Source organism: Chamaesiphon sp. (assembly GCF_041737865.1).
Lineage (GTDB): Bacteria > Cyanobacteriota > Cyanobacteriia > Cyanobacteriales > Chamaesiphonaceae > Chamaesiphon.
This window is the reverse complement of sequence record NZ_JBGSQZ010000148.1, coordinates 21069-39247: the sequence shown is the minus strand read 5'-3', so window position 1 is coordinate 39247 and position 18179 is coordinate 21069. Positions and strand designations below refer to the sequence as shown.

Genomic DNA, 18179 nt, shown 5'->3' with positions numbered 1-18179 from the left:
CCTAAACTAAATTCCGATCGGTCAAAATCTCATAACCATCTTTAGTTACCAAAACGGTATGCTCGAACTGAGCAGATAGAGATTTATCGACAGTTACCGCAGTCCACTTGTCTGGCATCATTTTAGTAATCTTCGATCCAGCATTGATAATTGGCTCGATCGCGATCGTCATTCCTGCTCTTAGTTTCACATTAGGCATTTCACGCGTACGGAAATTAAATACCGATGGTTCTTCATGCAGGTTGCGCCCGACTCCATGTCCGGTAAAATCTTCGACGATACTAAAGCCATTTGCCTCTACATGGTCTTGGATTGCACCTGCGAGGTCTAGTAAGTAAGCACCTTCTTTGACCTGTTCTATCCCCTTGTAGAGGGCTTCCTCGGCAACTTGGATTAGTTTAGCAGCAGCAGGGGAAACGCTACCTACACCGATCGTAATGCAAGAATCCCCATGAAAGCCCTGAAAGAAAGCTCCAGTATCGACTTTGAGGACATCACCTTGCTTAATTACTTTTTTGCGATTGGGGATACCATGCACTGCTTCGTCATTGATGCTCGCACAGATCGACGCTGGAAATCCATATAACCCTTTGAAGCTGGGGATAGCATCCATTTCCCGAATCCGTTTCTCAGCATAAGCATCTAAATCTGCGGTAGTCATCCCTGGCTCTACCATCGTCATAATTTCCTTCAATACTGTAGCCACAATCCGAGCAGATTGGCGCATGATCCCAATTTCACGCTCAGTTTTGATCTGGATTCCCTTTTGTTGTTTCTTTTCGCGGGTAGCTTGGGGCTTGAGTAAATCGGTGAGAATGTTCATATCGTGCTGGAGCAGGCTGGGTAAAGGTAACGGTTGACGGTTGACAGCGATTCGCGCTCCTCGGGTTCCCCCAGGGTTTAGCGGCGTTTTTATTCGGGGGTTCCCCCCGAATAAAAAAACGACAAGACAGCGAATCAAGACAGTTGTGACTGAAATCGAGACAACGTTTGAATTTAGACTATGCTTTCTTCATTTTAGTGCTTTCTTTGGGCATTGGCGCAGCCTCACTATTTAGGCGTTAGGCGTTAGACGTTAGGTTTTAGGCTTTAGGGGAATTCTCGATCGATACAGCAAGCTGAAAAGTTTGCCGAAACAGAACATCTAATTACAGGTAATTACCAAACTGTCAACTGTCAACTGTCAACTGTTTAAACGCCCGCCAAATTTTTATCAGCCAATTTTCGAGATTAAGGGTGATGCGATCGAGCCATGCTAAAAATCTGGCTAGGGGCGATTTAATATAACCAATATCTTCTACGTCTGCTTCAATCCAGTCTGGATAATGTTCGATGTGACGATCGATTCTTCTGGATAGTTTACCCGATCTTTGATGGTTGATGTCACTGGCTGGTGGCGTTAAATTCTGTCGATCGAAAGTTTCTTTTAGCTGAGTATTTTTCGAGCGTAACTGAATTCTTGATTCGAGCGACTGTCTCAATGGCGTTAATTTAAATTCGGCTGGTTGATGGACGATCGAATCGTTTGGGCGGGCGGGGATGTAGAAATAATCGCGATAGTAATTCCACCATTGTTTGAGCAATGGTGGGAATTGAGAGGTGCGAACTGGATGCTCTTGGCTGGCTAATGTCTGTGGTTGTTTGATGGGTGGGAGCTGCGGCAGATCCAGAAATCTGTTATCGATTGGCGGTGGGATAAATGGATAACTGGCAGATGGTAATTTGCGGGGTAATTGGGGCTTTTCGATTGTGGTTTGGGGTGGGATGGCTTTTTTTACCCATCCTGTTAATTGCTGCCAGATCTTGCTTGGAGCAGCGAATAATTTCGGCGGTTGTGGAGTTGGTATTTTGCGGCTAGAATACATTTGGTATTCCAGTCGATCGGGAAGTAGAAATTCTCGATCTGTCGATGATAGTTGTGGGGAATATTGGCGATCTGATAATGTTGCTTGATGCCAGTATTCCCAACTAATCGCTAAATCCATCCCAATGCGGCGGCGGATCTCCTGCTGCTGAGAGCTAGTGAGAATATCGATAATCTCATTGGTGGTAGTGACTAAAACTAACTGTCGATCGACCAATAGCGAACTCATCCCGCGAATAATTGGTTTGCCAATTGTAACTCGATCGGACTGTGCCAATCGATCGATCGATGTCAGATCGCGATCGAACCGATCTTCATCGATCTGAATATGCTCGACATTCCATAGATTCTCATCAACGATCGATCGAGCCTCAATTAATGGTACACCTGCAATCGCGATCGGATATTCGGTGGCGGCGACCAATTCTAGAGCCTGTTCGATGTTAAGATCGGGAACTGGTTGGGAAGTCAGGGCGCGTTGTGGCTGCGGTGGCGCGAGCTGGGGTTGAAAAATTTTGGCTGTCTGGGCGAGTAAGTGGAGAGGATAGAGTAAAGCTTGCCCACTCCAGACTACTGCTACCTTGAGGTGTCGCAAACCTTTAGTGCAGGTATCTTTCAACTGATTGGTACGTTTGCTAATAAAGGTGAAGACTCGGCTTTGGTATCCAGACATGGGTGTTTAGTTGGCAGTTGGTACTGTTGGCGTTAGCCTGCCGTAGGCAATGCGTAGCCTAAGTGTTGACAATCGATGCCGATCTTTTTAGGATCTAAGATTTTAGCGAAATTATGAATGATGCCGATCGAATTGGATCTGCTGTGTCGATCTCGTTGGTGTCTCTATTAGAGAGGATCGATCGATTGCGGAGTTTGAGTCAAAGCAATATCTTAACTGATTGGCGGCTATATCTGGGCAGTGGATCTATAGATGCAGATCCGCGCCAATGGGAGCTGGTGAGTTTGAACCCGAAGGGGCAGATTGTTTGGGAGCGGGGGAGAAAAGAGATCTGGTTGGCACAACAATTATCGATACCATCGGCTCTACATGGGTATGCCGTGACTAGTCTATCCTGTCGGTTGGCTCTGACGTGGTGGGCGGAGACGGCGCAGGTATTTGTGGATGGGGAGTTGGTACAGGAGGGAGATTTATTCGATCATAGTCCGCGTGTGTTGCTGATGCCCGTTGCGGTACCTGGGACGTTTGTAGACGTGCGGTTGCGCTTGGTCAGTCCCCAGCACGATATCGGTGCTTTGATGCGTTCTCGGCTGGTGTATGAGTCCGCAGATTTGACAGATCCCGAACCAGGCTGGTTGGCGGATGAGTTGGCGGTGATGGTAAAGCAGGTAGTGAGTTTTTATCCATCGCAGTTAGAGGCAGTGGCGGGGATGGTTGATGCGATCGATTATGATTTGGTGGAGATCGATCGTTGTCGGTTTATCGCGCAGGTGGTGGAAGTTAAAAAGCAAGTTAAATCGATCTTGGGTGTCGGTGGAGATCTACCCACCCCGCCTTTCAGGCACCCCTCCTCGGAGGGGATTTTTCACGATAGCTCCTCTGGGGAGGGGATTTTGGTGGAAAGTATTCAATTGCTGGGACATGCTCACTTGGATATGGCATGGTTGTGGGAGGTAGCCGAAACTTGGGAAGTAGCGGAGCGGACATTTCGATCGAGTCTCAGTTTACAGCAATTATTTCCCGATCTCACATTTTGTCATTCTACTCCCGCTCTATATGAGTGGATGGAAATTCATCAGCCGGACGTATTTACAGGTATTTGTCAGCAGGTACAGATGGGTAAATGGGAAATCGTCGGGGGAATGTGGATCGAACCAGATCTTAATCTAATTTCGGGAGAATCGATCGCGCGGCAAATTATCTATGGACAAGCATACAACCAGTCGAGGTTTGGCGCACTTACCAGAGTTGCATGGCTTCCAGATACGTTTGGATTTTGCTGGCAATTACCGCAGTTATTAAAGCAGGGTAGGATCGATTATTTCGTCACGCAGAAATTCTTGTGGAATGATACCAACCAATTTCCCCATCAATTATTCTGGTGGGAGTCTCCAGATGGTAGTCGCGTATTGAGTTTGATGTCATCGCCGATTGGGGAAGGGATCGATCCGTTGAAGATGATCGATTATGCCTGTGGATGGCAAACTAATACAGGCATAAATGAATCCTTGTATCTATTTGGTGTCGGCGATCATGGCGGTGGGCCGACTCGTGATATGTTGGAAATTGCCGATCGATGGTCGAAGTCAGATGTTTTTCCCGATCTGGAATTTACGACAGCGGTGAAGTATCTGGACAAGTTAGCAAGTAGAGCCGATAGTCAACTACTTCCTGTCTGGAAAAACGAACTCTATCTTGAATTCCATCGCGGTTGTTTTACTACCCACGCCGATCAAAAGCGATCGAATCGGCAGTGTGAGGATTTATTATATCAGGCAGAACTCTGGTCGTCGATCGCTTGTATCGTCACCGATCGAGATTATCCTGTCGATCTCAACTTGCAGATCGAGATAGCTTGGAAACAAACATTATTCAATCAATTTCACGATATCATCCCTGGCACCGCGATCGCACCTGTATATGTGACGGCAAATCAAGGCTGGGAAGATGTCGAACGGGTAACGACGCAGATAATTAGTCATGCTCTGAGTGAGATTTGCGATCGAATTATCCTTCCCACTCCACCTGTAGCTGGTGCAATTGCGGTCGTCATTTTTAACGCGCTCAATTGGGAGCGTACCGAAGTTATTAAATATCCCCTAAATTCTACAGATCTAGCTTGGCAAGTTTTCGATGCTGATGGGATATTATTACCCAGCCAATCATCCGCCGAACATATCTTATTTCTCGCCGCAGATTTACCCAGTGTCGGTTATCGCTTATTTTGGCTGGCTTTTACTCCGGCTCCCCTCCTTGGCGGGGCTGGGGGTGGGTTCGCCATCTCCGCAGCAACTCAAACAATCGCTACGGAAACACGAGCTTCTAGCGATTTTATTTTTAAAAACCAATTCGTAGAAGTAGAAATAAACCCCGAAACCGGAGATATTGCCAGTATTTACGATCGCATCAACCACCGCCAGATCCTCACATCTACAGGTGCAAATCAACTTCAAGCCTTCCAAGACGGCGAACAATATTGGGATGCGTGGAATATCGATCCTAAATATGCCGAAAAACAATTACCACCCAGTCAGCTAAGATCGCACGGCTCGCCGTCTGCGCCAGCAATCGAATGGATCGAACAAGGTGAAATCCGTCAATGCGTGCGCGTGGTGCGGGAATTAGCTGGATGTGAATTTACTCAAGACTATATTTTAGATGCTCATAGCCCGATCGTTCGCATCAAAACCAGCGTCAATTGGCAAGCCGAACATGTGCTGATCAAAGCCAACTTCCCACTCAATCTTACCGCCGATCGATCCACCGCCGAAACTGCCTGTAGCGCGATCGATCGTCCCACTACTGCCGAAACCGCCACCGAAAAAGCCAAATGGGAATTGCCGATGCACCGCTGGGTAGATCTCACCGATAATAGTGGCGAATATGGCGTGAGTATTTTAAATGATTGTAAATATGGCTTCGATGCGGGAACGGACTATTTAAGACTAACCTTACTCCGCAGTAGTAAGTGGCCAGATCCGACAGCCGATCGCGGTTATCATGAATTTACCTATGCAATTTATCCCCACAGTGGCACCTGGCAAGCCGCTCAGACAGTGCGAAAGGGATTGGAATTGAATTCACCCTTACAAGTATTTCAATTAGCCCCAACGACTAAAATAGAGGTGAATCGAAACTTAGCTCTAACAAATAGTTTCATCGATCTCCAAGCAGAAAATCTAGTTTTGATGGCATTTAAACCTTCAGAGGCTTTAGATCGATCGTGGGTACTCAGGTGTTATGAGTGTCATGGAGTCGAGGGAAAAGTTGAGTTGACTGGCGTGGGGCTAAGGATCGATCGAGTGGTAAATATCCTCGAAGAACCACAACCCGATATTGTAAATTCTACTATTAAACCTTGGCAGATTCGGAGTTTTAAGATTAACCAAAACACATGTTGAAAGAAAATGAGCTAAGGGGGTAGTGATTTGCGCCCCCTTAGCTCATTTTTGATGTTCGATTTGCGACACTACGAGATCGATTAGGAATTAGTAGGGCTGGGCAATACGTCTAGTTCGGGAGCATCGTTTGCCGCACTAGGTTTACTGCTACTGTCTAAATCGAACTTCGTTTTTGAGACGGCGATCGCAAATACCAATAGACCAAATAACGGCTTTGCCAATACATCAGCGATCGTATAGCCAACCTGAACGCCCACCGTTGCCGAGGTACCAGCAATCCCAAACACTGGCAACAGGTAGGCAATCGGGTAAACACCCCAAGAGAATAACAGTAGTAGCCGCATATTACGAACTATAGACTGCACCTCGGCGGGTTGACGTTCGAGGGACTTGGACAATTCAACCCACAATACATAGAGAATGTAAGCGAAAGGAACCGTACTGACAGCACCCCAAATTAGGCGAGTTTTGATAACTGCTGAAATCTCGCCAGGATAGCCAGTGACAATCATCAAGATTGAAGCGACTACCAGTTTGATCAGCAAAGGTCTTGACTCCTTTCCAGATAGTGCCAGCACTGCAACTGTCTCTACCAATAGCAGCGGTACAGTTAACAGCCAATCCACATAACGGTAAGCATCATTAAATGGTGCGCCAGTTAGAGTGTATACGCCATTTTGGAGGCTATATGCTTCTTCCCAACTGTTGAAAATGCGGAAGTAATGATAGCCAGCGATACTGACGACGATCGCCGATACTAGCAGTGCTAGTCGGTATTTTGCGCCCACTTGTGCCTGAGCATTCAGGAAGAACAAGGCTGAGGCAAACATTGCGGCGATCGCAAAGGAAAAGGCATTGTAAACCAAGTTGAACTGACTAGAAGTCAAGGATTGAACTGTTGACACCCGACTAGGAAGGTCATCTGTTGCCAAGACTGCTCCAAGCAGCGGGAAGTCTGATATGAAAGAAACTGCAATCATTAGTAGTATTTGCTCCGGTGGATTGGGTTTGAACCTACACGAACTGCCGTTGACATTAGTTGATGAATCCTGTTGGAGATTAAAACCGTGACTTATTTGGAATTGGGCGATCGAGTAGAAAAATATAAAAGTGCCTACAACCGAACTAAGTATCGCTTGAAGATTCAGCTTTCTAAAGAAAGCTGAATCTTCGATTGTAGTCAAAGATACAGATCGCCAATCAATCTATTTGACAACAGTAGTAACAGTTTGGACGAGGTTGTAGAAATGCAAAACACCTTGACCAGAAAGGTATTCAGTTAAGAGTGCAGCTACAAAACCCAGCATGGCAAATCGACCATTCCAACTTTCGGCTTGAGGAGTGAAACCCCAACGCCAGCTATTGAGATTGACCGCAGTAGCGGGTGCTTTTGGGGAGGTTGTCATGATTGCTGTATTTAAATATTGTGAGTGTCAGAACTAAACCGACTCCTCACAGCATATTTGATTATTACGTCTAAAATAAGTGGGTAATTACCGCCACTAGATCGGTTTGACTTGTCGCTATATCTGCGTTAACGTTGGCGGAGTCGAGCCGAGAGGCGATCGCCCAATATTCATACTCCCTTCCCACCCAAGCAATAGACACTAGTAATCTGTGATGTTGACTGTCTAATTCACTATCCACTAGCCACTATTCACTATTCACTCACTATCCTAGATGTCTAATTTGACACTGGGAAGGGAGTAGGTCAACACGCAATCGTCTTGTTTGGTCAAGGCAACCGTACTCAAAAATCTATCGCAAACTTCCACTCAATTACTAGATTGATTCCCTCTGAAATTAGTGCAAAATCTAATCTACTAATCTTTCTGCTGAGAAGAGGTGTGAAGGAGATAACGCCTTCCGTATGGGTTCCATCATCAAAAGGATCGCAAACTCCGCCTAAACACTCATAATTATTATCAAAATTATCTCTGGCAACTCCACTCCAAGCAACTAGAGATATATCCTGATAATGGGAGAAGATAGAAAATATTCTATAGCGAATTTTAATTGCTTTTAGATCGAAATAGAGTTCATCTGCATAGAACTCATACTTGAGTGCGACACCTGGAAAAACTTGGTCGATGAAGTAAGTCTTGTATAATTTAATCACTTAAATTCCGCCTCTCGAAAATATTTAATTATCGATGGAAAATATCATAAATTTAATGACCTCAGTAACTATCATATATGTGTAAAAAAATTGGACGCAAGCTGAACATAATCTTCCCTTCTCCGTATACGATCTTACACAAAGTAGTGGGCTATCTAGTTCAGAAACTGAGCAGTTCACCTCTCTATTTCTCGATTGGAAGAAGTAGTATCGATCCGATCGAGCTATAGGAGATAGATGTTTTTATTCGTCAAAATTTTACTGCTGACCCTACTTCGACCGTACCATCCTCAAAATTAAACTAGTGTTATGTTGGGGTTTATTACAGTAGTTTAATAGCCTCATCCTTACATGCAGAACCAAAATACAGCTCCAATCTTTAACCCTGAATTTAATCGCTTTCAAAAGATCGGTGCGACTCAAGCATGGTCGCTGTTTTTTTCAGCTAGTAACAAAGATCGACTTTTAGGTTCAGACAGCAAAACTGGAAATTATCTCACGTTTGGTTTGTTCGGTGCAGCGGTAGCCTATGCCATCGAGATTGTCGTTGCCTACTCGATGTAATTAAAAAGAGAAAGTTTTGGGTAAAAACTTTCTCTGAATCTAGACTGCGGAGCGATCTCCCAACTTAGTGATACCCAAAGGAAGGGGCTACTTGTGGCAATTCGGCGATCCTCGTCGCGCCACTGCAATGACGGTTATCCGGTCTGACCCTCAAAAGTAAAAATTGGTATTCTGTCAATAGGTTGTTACAAAAGTTGATATTAAAGTTTGAATGAGTAATCAACAAAAATCGATCGATCGGAGAATTTCAAGTGCAAATACATAGGCTCCAAGTCTTGATATCCGGTATGTCGATCGAGATTCCAACTGCTCCCGATAGTAATGAACACCCAAAAACATGTACGACTCCATTGACAAAAACAATCCTTTTGGCGAACCTAGCTCGGCATTAGACATGGATCTCCTCACTAAATTGATCCGTCAACAGACTCAAAGCCGCCCGCTGTTCGAGAACATCGCTATTCTGGGTTGTGGATATGTGGGTAGCGCAGTCGCCGACTACTGGCAAGATCGGGGACATGATGTGACAGGTACGACCACCAGCAGAGAACGGGTGGCGGCACTTTCGGGCATAGTCTCAAAGGTAGTCTTAATGAAAGGGGATGACCTCTCAGCCATACATTCACTCCTCGAAGGTCAAGATACTTTGGTCGTCAGCGTTGCGCCCACAGGTTTCCAGGTAGCAACCGAAGCGGCTTATGCAGATACTTACATCACTACGACTCAGAATTTGGTCGATGCTCTCGCCCAAGCTCCGAATGTCAAGCAAATCATTTACTTGAGTAGCTGCTCTGTCTATGGAGATCGGCAGGGAGAATGGGTGGATGAGACTGCCCGCATTGACCCGATGGAGCATAACAGCCAGGTGCTGCATCAGTCCGAACAAATCATCTTGCAAGCAGCTAATGACCGTCAAAAAGTCTGCGTGCTGCGACTGGGTGGCATTTATGGCCCCGATCGGGAGCTAGTTGGGATGTTTGGTGGTATGGCGGGGATGACGATGCCAGGTAAAGGCGATCGATTTATTAATTGGATTCACCGCGATGATATCGTTGGTGCGATCGAATTTGCTCGGTTAAATGAGCTAGAGGGCATTTATAATCTGGTTGACGACAGCCAGCTCACCGTCAAAGAACAGATCGAGCGGGTCTGCTCTGCTTACGGTCTACCGCAAGTACAGTGGGATACCTCCAAACTAAGTATTCAGCGCAAGAGCTTGCAAGTCAGCAATCAAAAGATTAAAGCAGCCGGATACGATCTAATTCACCCCCAACTCCTGGTTTAAGGGCAGCACTATTATCGCTCCGTGCGATGAGTCAAAGCTGAATGTTAACGCCTGTAAGTTTTCATTCAGCTTTGACGATAATTTATTCACAATCTAACTATTAACTATGGATGTTTCCGTCGGTTTGAGCTTTGAGCAAGAATTCAGTTTGAGAGTCTATAAAGAACAGGTCACTCGTCTGGATTTACCAACGACACAAGACCTCTTGCTAGAGGTGCTGCGCCAATCGATGGTCAAAGAAAATTTGCTTAAAGAAATAATTAAGAATGGTATTTAACCTACCCAACCTTAATTACTAAGCAGCAGTTACCTTAATTCGCGTCCAATGTCCGAGGGTGATTTCATCGCCAGATCCGATCGCAATATCGGACATCACGGCAATTTCTCGACCATTTACCATCGTGCCATTGGACGAACCGATATCCCTAAGTACCAGGGAGCCATCGGGATGGAGCGTCAGAATCGCGTGACGCGAGGAGATCGCATCATCCAAATCTAACGGAATCTCTGGATGAATGGCACGAGCGATACTAGTGCGTCCGATCAGATTGGTAGGTTGGGTTAGGGAGATAGTAATTGGTGCTTGGGTGGGAGCTGTGGGGCTGTTGGGGGTAGCTAAACTCGGATCGATCGAGACAACGAGCTGCCATTGTTTGACTGCCTCAGGAGCGGGATTTGAGGTACTAGCAGGTTGGGGTGGTCGCTGGGTTGGGGCTGTATATAGACTATTGGCTGACGATCGAATCGGTGGTGGAAAAATGGATAAGGGATCGCCACCTTTGGCACCAGTCAGGAAGTTAAAACCGCAAATCTCACAAAAGTTGCCGCTATCTGCCTCATGCGGAGTACTACAATCGGGACAAGGTTGTACTGAGATGGCGGCGGTAGCCGCAGGCGTGGTTCTATTGGTAGGATTTGAGCCGAGTTCGGCAATCCCCAACCCGACGATCTTTGCCCCACATTCCGAGCAAAAATCTGATTCTGTTGAGTTGTGACCTTTGGGACAAGCGTGCATTTGGTGGATGGTGGATGGTGGATGGTGAAGGATCGATGGTGAATGGGGATTAGAGAATAGGAGTTGGCAATGCAAACGAACTACATGACCACGTACTGCTTTCTGCTGTGTTTTTGTTACTGTTCACTATTCACTATTCACCATCCACCATTCACTACTTCTGGATTCTAGCCGTTTTGGTCGATCGAGTCTCTAGCATCATCTCATCTTCTTTAGCTACCGTGCGCTTGATGCGGACGGTACCTGCGGCTGCGTCTTCGACATCGACGACGGAGCGGAGGAGTTTGGCGGTGGCTTCATTCCCCGATTCGTGGGCGAGTTTGACGGCTTTGCCGAGCTTGACTGTCGCTACTTCGATATTGCCTTGCGCTCTGGCTTCCAAACCTTCTTGGATCGATTGGGCGAGTTCGGCTTGTCCGGTATAGTGAGCGACACGGCGATCGATCTTCGCGGTTCTGGCTTCATCTTCTGTCCAAGTGGCGAGGATTTTGGCTTCGGTGATTTTGGTTTCTTGTCCGTTAGTTTGAGTTATCAAACTCGCTCTTCCTGCTAACATTTCATCGCCGATATTTCCGGCGTTAATTTGGATGCAGAAATGATAATCGCGGGAATCATTATTCCCCCAAGCACCTGTAGGATATTCGACAATTCTTTCACTGACGACTTTCGCCCGACTGGTGACATCGACGATTTCGGGACTTACCTGTTTGCAAAATAACACCCTTGCACCCATTGGCGTCCATAATCTCAGGCTAACGTCGCTGACAGTTTTTCCCATTGCTTTAGTGAGGATTTCTTGGAAGTCCTCGGCAATGCGATCGGGTGAGGGGATAATATCAGTTGTCCCCAATAATCTTGCCGCAATTTTCTGTAATTCTGACACCCGCCAATCCGTACCCACCCCACGACAGTCGCACTGGAATTTACCTTCAGATGCGTCTAAAGTTCTCATTAAGTCTTGCTCGTCGCTAAGATCGTTTTGTCCGTCGGTGAGCAATAAAGCTTGACAAATTGCTTGGGGCATTTTGTTAAATTCACTCAAGGCAGTATGCAGCCAAGTTGACATCAATGTCCCCCCGTTAGCACTGATTTCCTTTACCTGGGAAATTGCTCGGAGTTTATTTTCAGGTACGGCATTTACTAACGGTACCAATAATTTGGCCCGACTCGATCCGGTGACGACAAAAAATGCGGCATCAGTAGGGAGCAGCTCGATGATTTTGACGATCGCATCTTTAGCTGCGAGTATTTTAGCTCCACCCATCGAGCCAGATATATCGCAAATAATCCCAAATAAGCGGAGATTGGTAGGTGCGGCAATGGTTACTCCCTCACTACTAGTCGTAATCGTCATGATGGCGTTTACTTCTGTAGCACCTTGGGGTAAGTAGGGATTTTGGAAGACTTCGGCGTTAAACATGGGTTAGGGATTAGGTGTTAGGTGTTAGGCTTTAGGCTTTAGGTATTAGTTGTAGGGTGTGTGAGCGCAAGCGTAACGCACCAGTTTAGAGTTGTCGGGTGTGTTAGCGCAAGCGTAACGCACCATAATTCGGGTTACGCAATTTCTATCTAACAAATATTCGCACTCAGACACTTATTCTCTTCTATAGCAATCCTAAATCAGATCCTTGGGTATCGATCCTGGTGCGTTACGGCCGATCCCTAACACACCCTACATCAACATAGCCGATCGTTTAGGATTGCTATATTACCTACTACTTTTTGCTAATTACTGAATACTTGGGTAAAACTGCGACGAGTTATGCGATGAGTTCCCGATCGCTAGTGATGAGGATGCCTACTGTAATATTATCCTGCCCGCCTTGTTGATTTGCATACTGAGTGAGGTAACGGGCGATCGATCTGCTGTCGTTGGGAGCTTGTTGGATCAGATCGTGGAGAAAATTGGGATCTGGGGCATAGTTCCACAAACCATCGGTACAGAGCAGGAGATAACCCGCGCTGGGGATGGGAAAAGTCGTGAGATTGGGTTTGCCATCGTCGGCGGTGTCTGCACCGAGCCAGCGGACGATCGCATGGGCGTAGGGTGATGCTTCGGCTTCAGCGGGGGTGAATCTTCCTGATTCGATCGCGTCGCGCATCCAGGAGTCATCTTGAGTCAGTTGGAGCGATTTGTCTGGAGCTATCCAGTAGGCGCGACTATCGCCCAACCAGCCGATGGTGGCAATATTATCGCGGACGATCGCGGTGACGATCGTCGTAGATGATGGATCGATGTCGGATGTCGGATCGATCGGGATTTTCGCCACAGCAATGAGTGCAGCAGCAACACCTTGGCAGATGGCTGTAGCTGGTTCGATCCCCTGGTGGATGGCAATCTCGATCGCCTCAATACAAGTAGTTACCGCCGCTTGAGAGGCGAGTTCGGGGTGTTGGGAGCTAGATACGCCATCGCCGACGACGATAATATATGTGTCTGGTTCGATAAATTTGAGGGCGATCGCATCTTCATTTTGATGGTGTCTACGACCGCGATCGCTGGCTCCAGCTAGATTGGGAGCGGATTGCAGTTCGACCGACTCGTTTGACACCACTTGACGAAATCCACATTCTATGCAGTATCTTTCGGCATCAATTTTGCTTGGTGGCGCACCGCATTTCTGACAACTATTATCGATCGCGTGGGGATTGGGCGTAATAAGACTCACCCCGCATTCTTCACAAAAGCGATCGCCAGCCGTGACTATTTCCCCACATTGATAACAGTTCATAAATTTTTAGGTGCGATGTAAAGCAGATGCAGCCATTCCCTAAAAGTATTATGCCCCAAGGTAGGACAATTCGTAAATTGCCGCTACCTTGGGTGATGGTTATTCACCTTCACCTGATTTTAACGTGCGAGATTCCAACCAGATTGGCACACCGATCGCGGCGATTGCGATAAATAGAGCCAAGATCGCAAACTTACTCACCCATTCTAATAACTGTTCGAGCGAGACTATTTTGCCGACGAAAAAAGCCAGCGTCGTCATCACCGATGCCCAAGTCAACGCCCCAGCCAAATTAACCCCAAGAAATTTACCAAATGGCATCTCCACGACACCAGCCATCGGACTCGAAAAGATCCGAATCAAGGGGATAAATCGACCGAAGAAGACGGCTTTAACGGCATTTTCACTAAATTTAGTCTTGATCTCTTCCAACTGGACTTCTTGGATGCGGAAGACTTTTGAACCAGCAAGGATCAGTTTCCAGCCGCCGTACTTACCGACAAAGTAACCGCCGATACCGCCAATAAAAGCTCCCATCGCGGCAGAGCCGAGGACGAGCCAATAATTTAGTTCGCCACTTCCAGCTAAAAAACCACCGACGATCGTGATGGTTTCACCAGGTAATGGAATCCCTAAATTTTCTAACAGAATGCCTACAAAGACAGCGAGATATCCGTAGTGATTTGCCAGTGACTGGATTGTCTCTAGTGATAGGAATTCCATCTATATCTGAAGGGATCTAACTTTACAATCCTATTTTAACCGATTGACACTCCCCCGACGATGAAAAACTCACCATCGCTTGTTTTTCAATGCGTCGCGCCACGCCCTGTTCCAATCCCGATCCAACCCTAAGGCTGGATGCAACTCCGTAACCTAGTTACCGAGGGATTAATTAATGAGAAGCGTCCTGGTGGCTTGTTGAATTGACATATATCTATATCCCGTTTATTATGGTAAATAATTGTTATCGATCGCATCTAAAATGGGACGGAAAAAACTAGACCGCCAAGAATTTCACGCCCGAGTGGCTCCAGAAACAGTCGATCGACTCAAAAACCTAGCAGCATCGCTAGGTTATCAACATGGAGGACAAGGATCGATAGCTCAAGTCTTAGATGCCGTAGCTCAAGGTAAAATCATCTTAGTACCAACAGATAAAATACTAGACAATATAAAATAAATGGGATGTAATTAAGGAGGTTGACTAATCAATTAGATCCAATGCAAACCGAACTACAACAAGTCCTTGAATCCATCGCCGATCTCAAAACTGAACTTAAAACCGATATTAAAGATTTGGAAACCAGACTAGAAACTAAAATCGAGGCATACAAACTAGACACCAAACTATTTAACACTAAATTTGACTATTACCAACAAGCTACTCAATGGGTGATTATTATGGCTTTCACCCTGATTCTAGCTGCAACAGCAATTACAATTTTCTCGACGGTCTTTGCCTTCAGATAGATAGTTCCAATCCTCATCCAACCCTAAGGCTGGATGCAACGGCGATCGAATCAAACCTGCTGATATCAACAAGTTGAACAACGACTGCCGCGATCCTATTATTCCTCATATCTCCAGATAGATCTACATAGCCGACAAAATAGCTCAAACCGTGATGGAACATCAGGTTGCGAACCCCCCAGGATTTTGACCAGTACTATAGGTTCGCGCCAGAATTTAGAGAATCAGTGGCTTCTCAAAATCAGTATAACCATCAATCCCAAAACAAAATAGATGTTCTTCCCTGGGTGCAGGTAATCGATATACTCGGATGCTATCGAGAGTAGGATCGATCGTCTTTACCAATCGATCGCGCAGAGTCTCGTACTGACTATCGCTCACCCGACACTCAAACACCGATAATTGCACACGTTGCCCATAATCCTTACAGACAGTCGCCACCTTCCGCAATCGTCGCCGTCCTTCCTTTGTTTCCGTATTCACATCATAAGTGACTAAGATATCCATCGGTTTATTTCTGAATAAAAGGTTGATAACTGGGCACATCACCGCGTAAATGACGGGCTAATAATCGGGCTTGAACGTGAGGAATCAAACCAAACGGAGCCTTTGAATTTATAATTTGATGCTGAACTTCTTCCTGCTTGCGATTTTGGTAAGCTTCGAGTAGAGTTCGCCGCGCATCATCTACTAGATGTACCGCACCACCTGGACGCGTGACAAAATCTTTGGGTTGAATTTGTTTGCGATTAATCAGACTTAGAACTAATCTGTCAGCAAAAGGAGCACGAAATTCTTCCATCAAATCTAGAGCTAAAGCAGGTCTACCAGGGCGAAGCGTATGTAAAAAACCCATTTGGGGATCGAGTCCCACACCTTCACAGGCTGACACACAATCATTTTTTAGTAATGTATAAACGAAGGACAATAACGCATTAATCGGATCGCGAGGTGGGCGTTTATTGCGATCGAGTAGTGCGAACGTTTCGCGATTTGCCCGAATCATGCCTGTAAAGCTGCCAAAATAGGTTTTAGCCGCATAGCCTTCGATGCCCCTCAAAGTATCTAAATCGGGGGCTAGTTCAGCCTTCTGGATTGATTCTGCATGACGTTTGGCAGTTTCAGTGAGCTGGGTTCGATCGGCTGGATCTTTGGCTTCTCGTGCGGCTCTCATCACCACAGTGCGGGTATTTTGGAGTTTACCAGCTACCATGTATCGCGCAATGGCTAGAGTAGCCGCAGCATCCCGCACCGCCTCATGTTGAGCCTGACGCAACAACACATTTCCCGTTGTCGAACCCGCCAATCTCCCCTTAAATCGACCAAATTCAGACAACCACACCAAACTCCGTCCATCTTCCCCACAGCGGTGAATTAAATAAGGACTCATCAACACATTTCCAAATGTGACAATGCTCCCCAAATGATGCAGCGGAATTTGTTTTTTGACCTCCTTTTCGATTTCAACCTTGAGCGTTTCATGATCTAGACGCAAATATGCACCTTGAGTTTGAATGTAGAGCGTATTCAGAAGTTGTTTCATGGTAATAAAATTAATTGAATATATGTTTTGTTTGTAGCAACCATAAATACAAGCCATCTGGAGGGGCGGGTTTATGCGATCGATGTCGATTTCACTAAAAATCCAATTCAAACCCGCCATCTTCACTGTAAATGTTATTATTTAGTCGATCGAGAAAGGGTTATTCCGAATGCTGGATTTACTAAAACTCGCGATCGATTCTGGCATACAAGCATCAGTCAGCGAGCAGTCATCGCAACGTTTATCAGCCACAGGTGGCGGTAGTTTCTGACTGATTAAAATCTCACGAGTAGCGATAATTATCTCTTCGGTTTGGGCGCGTAGTTTAGGATCGATCTTCACTTCTCGCCGCCGTTTTGAGCCAGCATGATAAATCGCCCCCAATTGCACACCACAACCGAGCATTTCTTCCAAACATAGAGCTTGAGCGCATAGTTGAATATCATCGGCGAGTCGCGGCTTTTTACTACCAGATTTGTATTCCACTGGGTAGGGAATCTCATCTCGATTAAACTCCACCACGTCAGCAATTCCCCGAATCCCCAATCGATGACACCAGAGCGGCAAAGCACGTTCTACTCGCACGTCATCAAGTTGCTCATCGTCAGGAATATCGACCTTTTCATGGACTCTTTGCCCCCGTAGCGTGTAGATATTTTCATCCCAAACTTGTTCGATATGAATCAACGCAAATTGGCGCGGACAATAAGCATAGTGCTGAAGGGCACTAATCATCACATAATCTTCTGAATCTGGCACAATAGGCACAAAAAATAGGTATCCTATTTAAAGAGTACCCATTTGATGAAGTATAAATATCAATATTTTGTTTTACGATCCAGTTAAAACTTGTTGAGCGGTTAAATTAAATTGACTAAATTGAGGCGATTTGATGATTTGTTCGGCTGTATAAACTTGTTCTTCGTACAATCCTTCTACCAGTTCTAAAATCGTCACCTTATCTAAAATCGGATCGACAATCCAATATTCAGGAATCTGTCTAGCTGCATATTCCGATCTTTTGTAGCGATAATCTCTTTTTTCTTGATTGGGGCTAACTACTTCCACAACCAAAGTAGGTGGGGGCATATCCCCTAAGATTATTGAGCTATCAGTTTCGCTTAATTTTAGTGCTAAATTTTCTGAAAGAACCATTAGATCTGGTATCCTGGCAGTCGATCTTCCGCCAATTACTGCGATCGCTAATTTATTCATGAGTAGTCTTGGTGATATCCCTAATTTAAAAAAGTAGGCTAATAAAGAGATAACAACTTGTTGGTTTTGAAAACTCTCTGGGGGCATTGGGATGAGTTCACCATTAACAAGTTCACAAAGAGTATCAGTGCCATCGTCGTATTTGAGGTATTCCTCAATGCTCATGAATTTAGTTCCAACAGGCATAGATCTTAAACTACCTATATTTAGGGATAATCTAACTAATACCTATTTTAATTGATTTCTTACCACCAGATCCCCGACTTCTTCGAGAAGTCGAGGATCTTATCATCTA

At 45.7% G+C, this 18179-nt stretch carries 20 protein-coding genes; 6 read left to right on the top strand and 14 right to left on the bottom strand.

The features are described 5' to 3' along the window. Position 1: 1 nt before the first annotated feature. Positions 2-823 carry a type I methionyl aminopeptidase gene (gene map / locus ACEW9J_RS11210; RefSeq protein WP_373545203.1) on the bottom strand — a complete coding sequence of 274 codons (822 nt, stop codon included), beginning with the start codon at positions 821-823 and terminating at the stop codon, positions 2-4. Positions 824-1169: 346 nt separating this feature from the next. Next, positions 1170-2537 carry a hypothetical protein gene (locus tag ACEW9J_RS11205; protein ID WP_373545202.1) on the bottom strand — a complete coding sequence of 456 codons (1368 nt, stop codon included), beginning with the start codon at positions 2535-2537 and terminating at the stop codon, positions 1170-1172. Positions 2538-2650: 113 nt separating this feature from the next. On the opposite strand from ACEW9J_RS11205, the gene ACEW9J_RS11200 reads away from it, so the two are divergent. Then, positions 2651-5938 (top strand): alpha-mannosidase, encoded by a 3288-nt coding sequence (locus ACEW9J_RS11200; protein ID WP_373545201.1) that lies wholly within the window; start codon positions 2651-2653, stop codon positions 5936-5938. Positions 5939-6018: 80 nt separating this feature from the next. Here ACEW9J_RS11200 and ACEW9J_RS11195 read toward each other — a convergent pair whose 3' ends face one another. From ACEW9J_RS11195 to ACEW9J_RS11180, 4 genes are all read right to left on the bottom strand, one after another. Further along, positions 6019-7122 carry a bacteriorhodopsin-like gene (locus ACEW9J_RS11195; protein WP_373545200.1) on the bottom strand — a complete coding sequence of 368 codons (1104 nt, stop codon included), beginning with the start codon at positions 7120-7122 and terminating at the stop codon, positions 6019-6021. Between the two features lie 21 nt (positions 7123-7143). After that, positions 7144-7344 (bottom strand): chlorophyll a/b-binding protein, encoded by a 201-nt coding sequence (locus ACEW9J_RS11190; protein WP_373545199.1) that lies wholly within the window; start codon positions 7342-7344, stop codon positions 7144-7146. Positions 7345-7414: 70 nt separating this feature from the next. Beyond that, complete coding sequence (locus ACEW9J_RS11185) at positions 7415-7546, bottom strand: hypothetical protein (RefSeq protein WP_373545198.1); 132 nt, start codon at positions 7544-7546, stop codon at positions 7415-7417. Positions 7547-7688: 142 nt separating this feature from the next. Further along, a complete protein-coding gene (locus tag ACEW9J_RS11180; protein WP_373545197.1) occupies positions 7689-8057 on the bottom strand; it encodes a hypothetical protein in 369 nt (122 codons plus the stop codon). A gap of 351 nt (positions 8058-8408) precedes the next feature. Between ACEW9J_RS11180 and ACEW9J_RS11175 the strand changes: the two genes are divergently transcribed. From ACEW9J_RS11175 to ACEW9J_RS11165, 3 genes are all read left to right on the top strand, one after another. Next, complete coding sequence (locus ACEW9J_RS11175; RefSeq protein WP_373545196.1) at positions 8409-8621, top strand: hypothetical protein; 213 nt, start codon at positions 8409-8411, stop codon at positions 8619-8621. Positions 8622-8958: 337 nt separating this feature from the next. Then, the gene (locus tag ACEW9J_RS11170; protein WP_373545195.1) at positions 8959-9906 is read left to right on the top strand and encodes an SDR family oxidoreductase; all 948 of its coding nucleotides are present in this window, start codon (positions 8959-8961) and stop codon (positions 9904-9906) included. Positions 9907-10012: 106 nt separating this feature from the next. Beyond that, entirely contained in the window at positions 10013-10183 is a 171-nt protein-coding gene (locus tag ACEW9J_RS11165; RefSeq protein WP_373545194.1) for an NblA/ycf18 family protein, read from the top strand. A gap of 18 nt (positions 10184-10201) precedes the next feature. Here ACEW9J_RS11165 and ACEW9J_RS11160 read toward each other — a convergent pair whose 3' ends face one another. The 4 genes from ACEW9J_RS11160 to ACEW9J_RS11145 all read right to left on the bottom strand — a co-directional run bounded on the left by ACEW9J_RS11160 (position 10202) and on the right by ACEW9J_RS11145 (position 14376). After that, positions 10202-10996, bottom strand: coding sequence for an FHA domain-containing protein (locus ACEW9J_RS11160; RefSeq protein WP_373545193.1), 795 nt, complete (start codon positions 10994-10996; stop codon positions 10202-10204). Positions 10997-11075: 79 nt separating this feature from the next. Then, positions 11076-12341: a VWA domain-containing protein gene (locus ACEW9J_RS11155; protein WP_373545192.1), complete on the bottom strand. Its 1266-nt coding sequence runs from the start codon at positions 12339-12341 to the stop codon at positions 11076-11078. A 340-nt stretch (positions 12342-12681) separates the two neighbouring features. After that, complete coding sequence (locus tag ACEW9J_RS11150) at positions 12682-13653, bottom strand: PP2C family serine/threonine-protein phosphatase (RefSeq protein ID WP_373545191.1); 972 nt, start codon at positions 13651-13653, stop codon at positions 12682-12684. A gap of 99 nt (positions 13654-13752) precedes the next feature. Beyond that, positions 13753-14376 carry a DedA family protein gene (locus ACEW9J_RS11145; protein WP_373545190.1) on the bottom strand — a complete coding sequence of 208 codons (624 nt, stop codon included), beginning with the start codon at positions 14374-14376 and terminating at the stop codon, positions 13753-13755. 262 nt (positions 14377-14638) lie between these two features. On the opposite strand from ACEW9J_RS11145, the gene ACEW9J_RS11140 reads away from it, so the two are divergent. Next, entirely contained in the window at positions 14639-14836 is a 198-nt protein-coding gene (locus ACEW9J_RS11140; protein ID WP_373545189.1) for a hypothetical protein, read from the top strand. Between the two features lie 41 nt (positions 14837-14877). Next, positions 14878-15126, top strand: coding sequence for a hypothetical protein (locus ACEW9J_RS11135; protein ID WP_373545188.1), 249 nt, complete (start codon positions 14878-14880; stop codon positions 15124-15126). Between the two features lie 216 nt (positions 15127-15342). Here the strand turns inward: ACEW9J_RS11135 and cas2 are convergent, their stop codons facing one another. The 4 genes from cas2 to ACEW9J_RS11115 form a co-directional block, all read right to left on the bottom strand. Then, a complete protein-coding gene (gene cas2, locus ACEW9J_RS11130) occupies positions 15343-15633 on the bottom strand; it encodes a CRISPR-associated endonuclease Cas2 (RefSeq protein WP_373545187.1) in 291 nt (96 codons plus the stop codon). A gap of 4 nt (positions 15634-15637) precedes the next feature. Then, positions 15638-16669, bottom strand: a complete 1032-nt coding sequence (cas1c, locus tag ACEW9J_RS11125; protein ID WP_373545186.1) for a type I-C CRISPR-associated endonuclease Cas1c — start codon at positions 16667-16669, stop codon at positions 15638-15640. Between the two features lie 141 nt (positions 16670-16810). Then, positions 16811-17437 (bottom strand): CRISPR-associated protein Cas4, encoded by a 627-nt coding sequence (cas4, locus tag ACEW9J_RS11120; RefSeq protein WP_373545185.1) that lies wholly within the window; start codon positions 17435-17437, stop codon positions 16811-16813. 63 nt (positions 17438-17500) lie between these two features. Beyond that, the gene (locus ACEW9J_RS11115) at positions 17501-18070 is read right to left on the bottom strand and encodes a Uma2 family endonuclease (protein WP_373545184.1); all 570 of its coding nucleotides are present in this window, start codon (positions 18068-18070) and stop codon (positions 17501-17503) included. Positions 18071-18179: the final 109 nt, after the last annotated feature.

Bases quoted from the DNA above. Each gene is read 5' to 3' on its own strand.
- cas2 (WP_373545187.1), bottom strand. From the start codon at position 15,633: ATGGATATCTTAGTCACTTATGATGTGAATACGGAAACAAAGGAAGGA.
- ACEW9J_RS11190 (WP_373545199.1), bottom strand. From the start codon at position 7,344: ATGACAACCTCCCCAAAAGCACCCGCTACTGCGGTCAATCTCAATAGC.
- ACEW9J_RS11140 (WP_373545189.1), top strand. From the start codon at position 14,639: ATGGGACGGAAAAAACTAGACCGCCAAGAATTTCACGCCCGAGTGGCT.
- ACEW9J_RS11170 (WP_373545195.1), top strand. From the start codon at position 8,959: ATGTACGACTCCATTGACAAAAACAATCCTTTTGGCGAACCTAGCTCG.
- map (WP_373545203.1), bottom strand. From the start codon at position 823: ATGAACATTCTCACCGATTTACTCAAGCCCCAAGCTACCCGCGAAAAG.
- ACEW9J_RS11155 (WP_373545192.1), bottom strand. From the start codon at position 12,341: ATGTTTAACGCCGAAGTCTTCCAAAATCCCTACTTACCCCAAGGTGCT.
- ACEW9J_RS11135 (WP_373545188.1), top strand. From the start codon at position 14,878: ATGCAAACCGAACTACAACAAGTCCTTGAATCCATCGCCGATCTCAAA.
- ACEW9J_RS11115 (WP_373545184.1), bottom strand. From the start codon at position 18,070: ATGCCTGTTGGAACTAAATTCATGAGCATTGAGGAATACCTCAAATAC.
- ACEW9J_RS11165 (WP_373545194.1), top strand. From the start codon at position 10,013: ATGGATGTTTCCGTCGGTTTGAGCTTTGAGCAAGAATTCAGTTTGAGA.
- ACEW9J_RS11150 (WP_373545191.1), bottom strand. From the start codon at position 13,653: ATGAACTGTTATCAATGTGGGGAAATAGTCACGGCTGGCGATCGCTTT.
- ACEW9J_RS11205 (WP_373545202.1), bottom strand. From the start codon at position 2,537: ATGTCTGGATACCAAAGCCGAGTCTTCACCTTTATTAGCAAACGTACC.
- ACEW9J_RS11200 (WP_373545201.1), top strand. From the start codon at position 2,651: ATGAATGATGCCGATCGAATTGGATCTGCTGTGTCGATCTCGTTGGTG.
- ACEW9J_RS11175 (WP_373545196.1), top strand. From the start codon at position 8,409: ATGCAGAACCAAAATACAGCTCCAATCTTTAACCCTGAATTTAATCGC.
- ACEW9J_RS11145 (WP_373545190.1), bottom strand. From the start codon at position 14,376: ATGGAATTCCTATCACTAGAGACAATCCAGTCACTGGCAAATCACTAC.
- cas1c (WP_373545186.1), bottom strand. From the start codon at position 16,669: ATGAAACAACTTCTGAATACGCTCTACATTCAAACTCAAGGTGCATAT.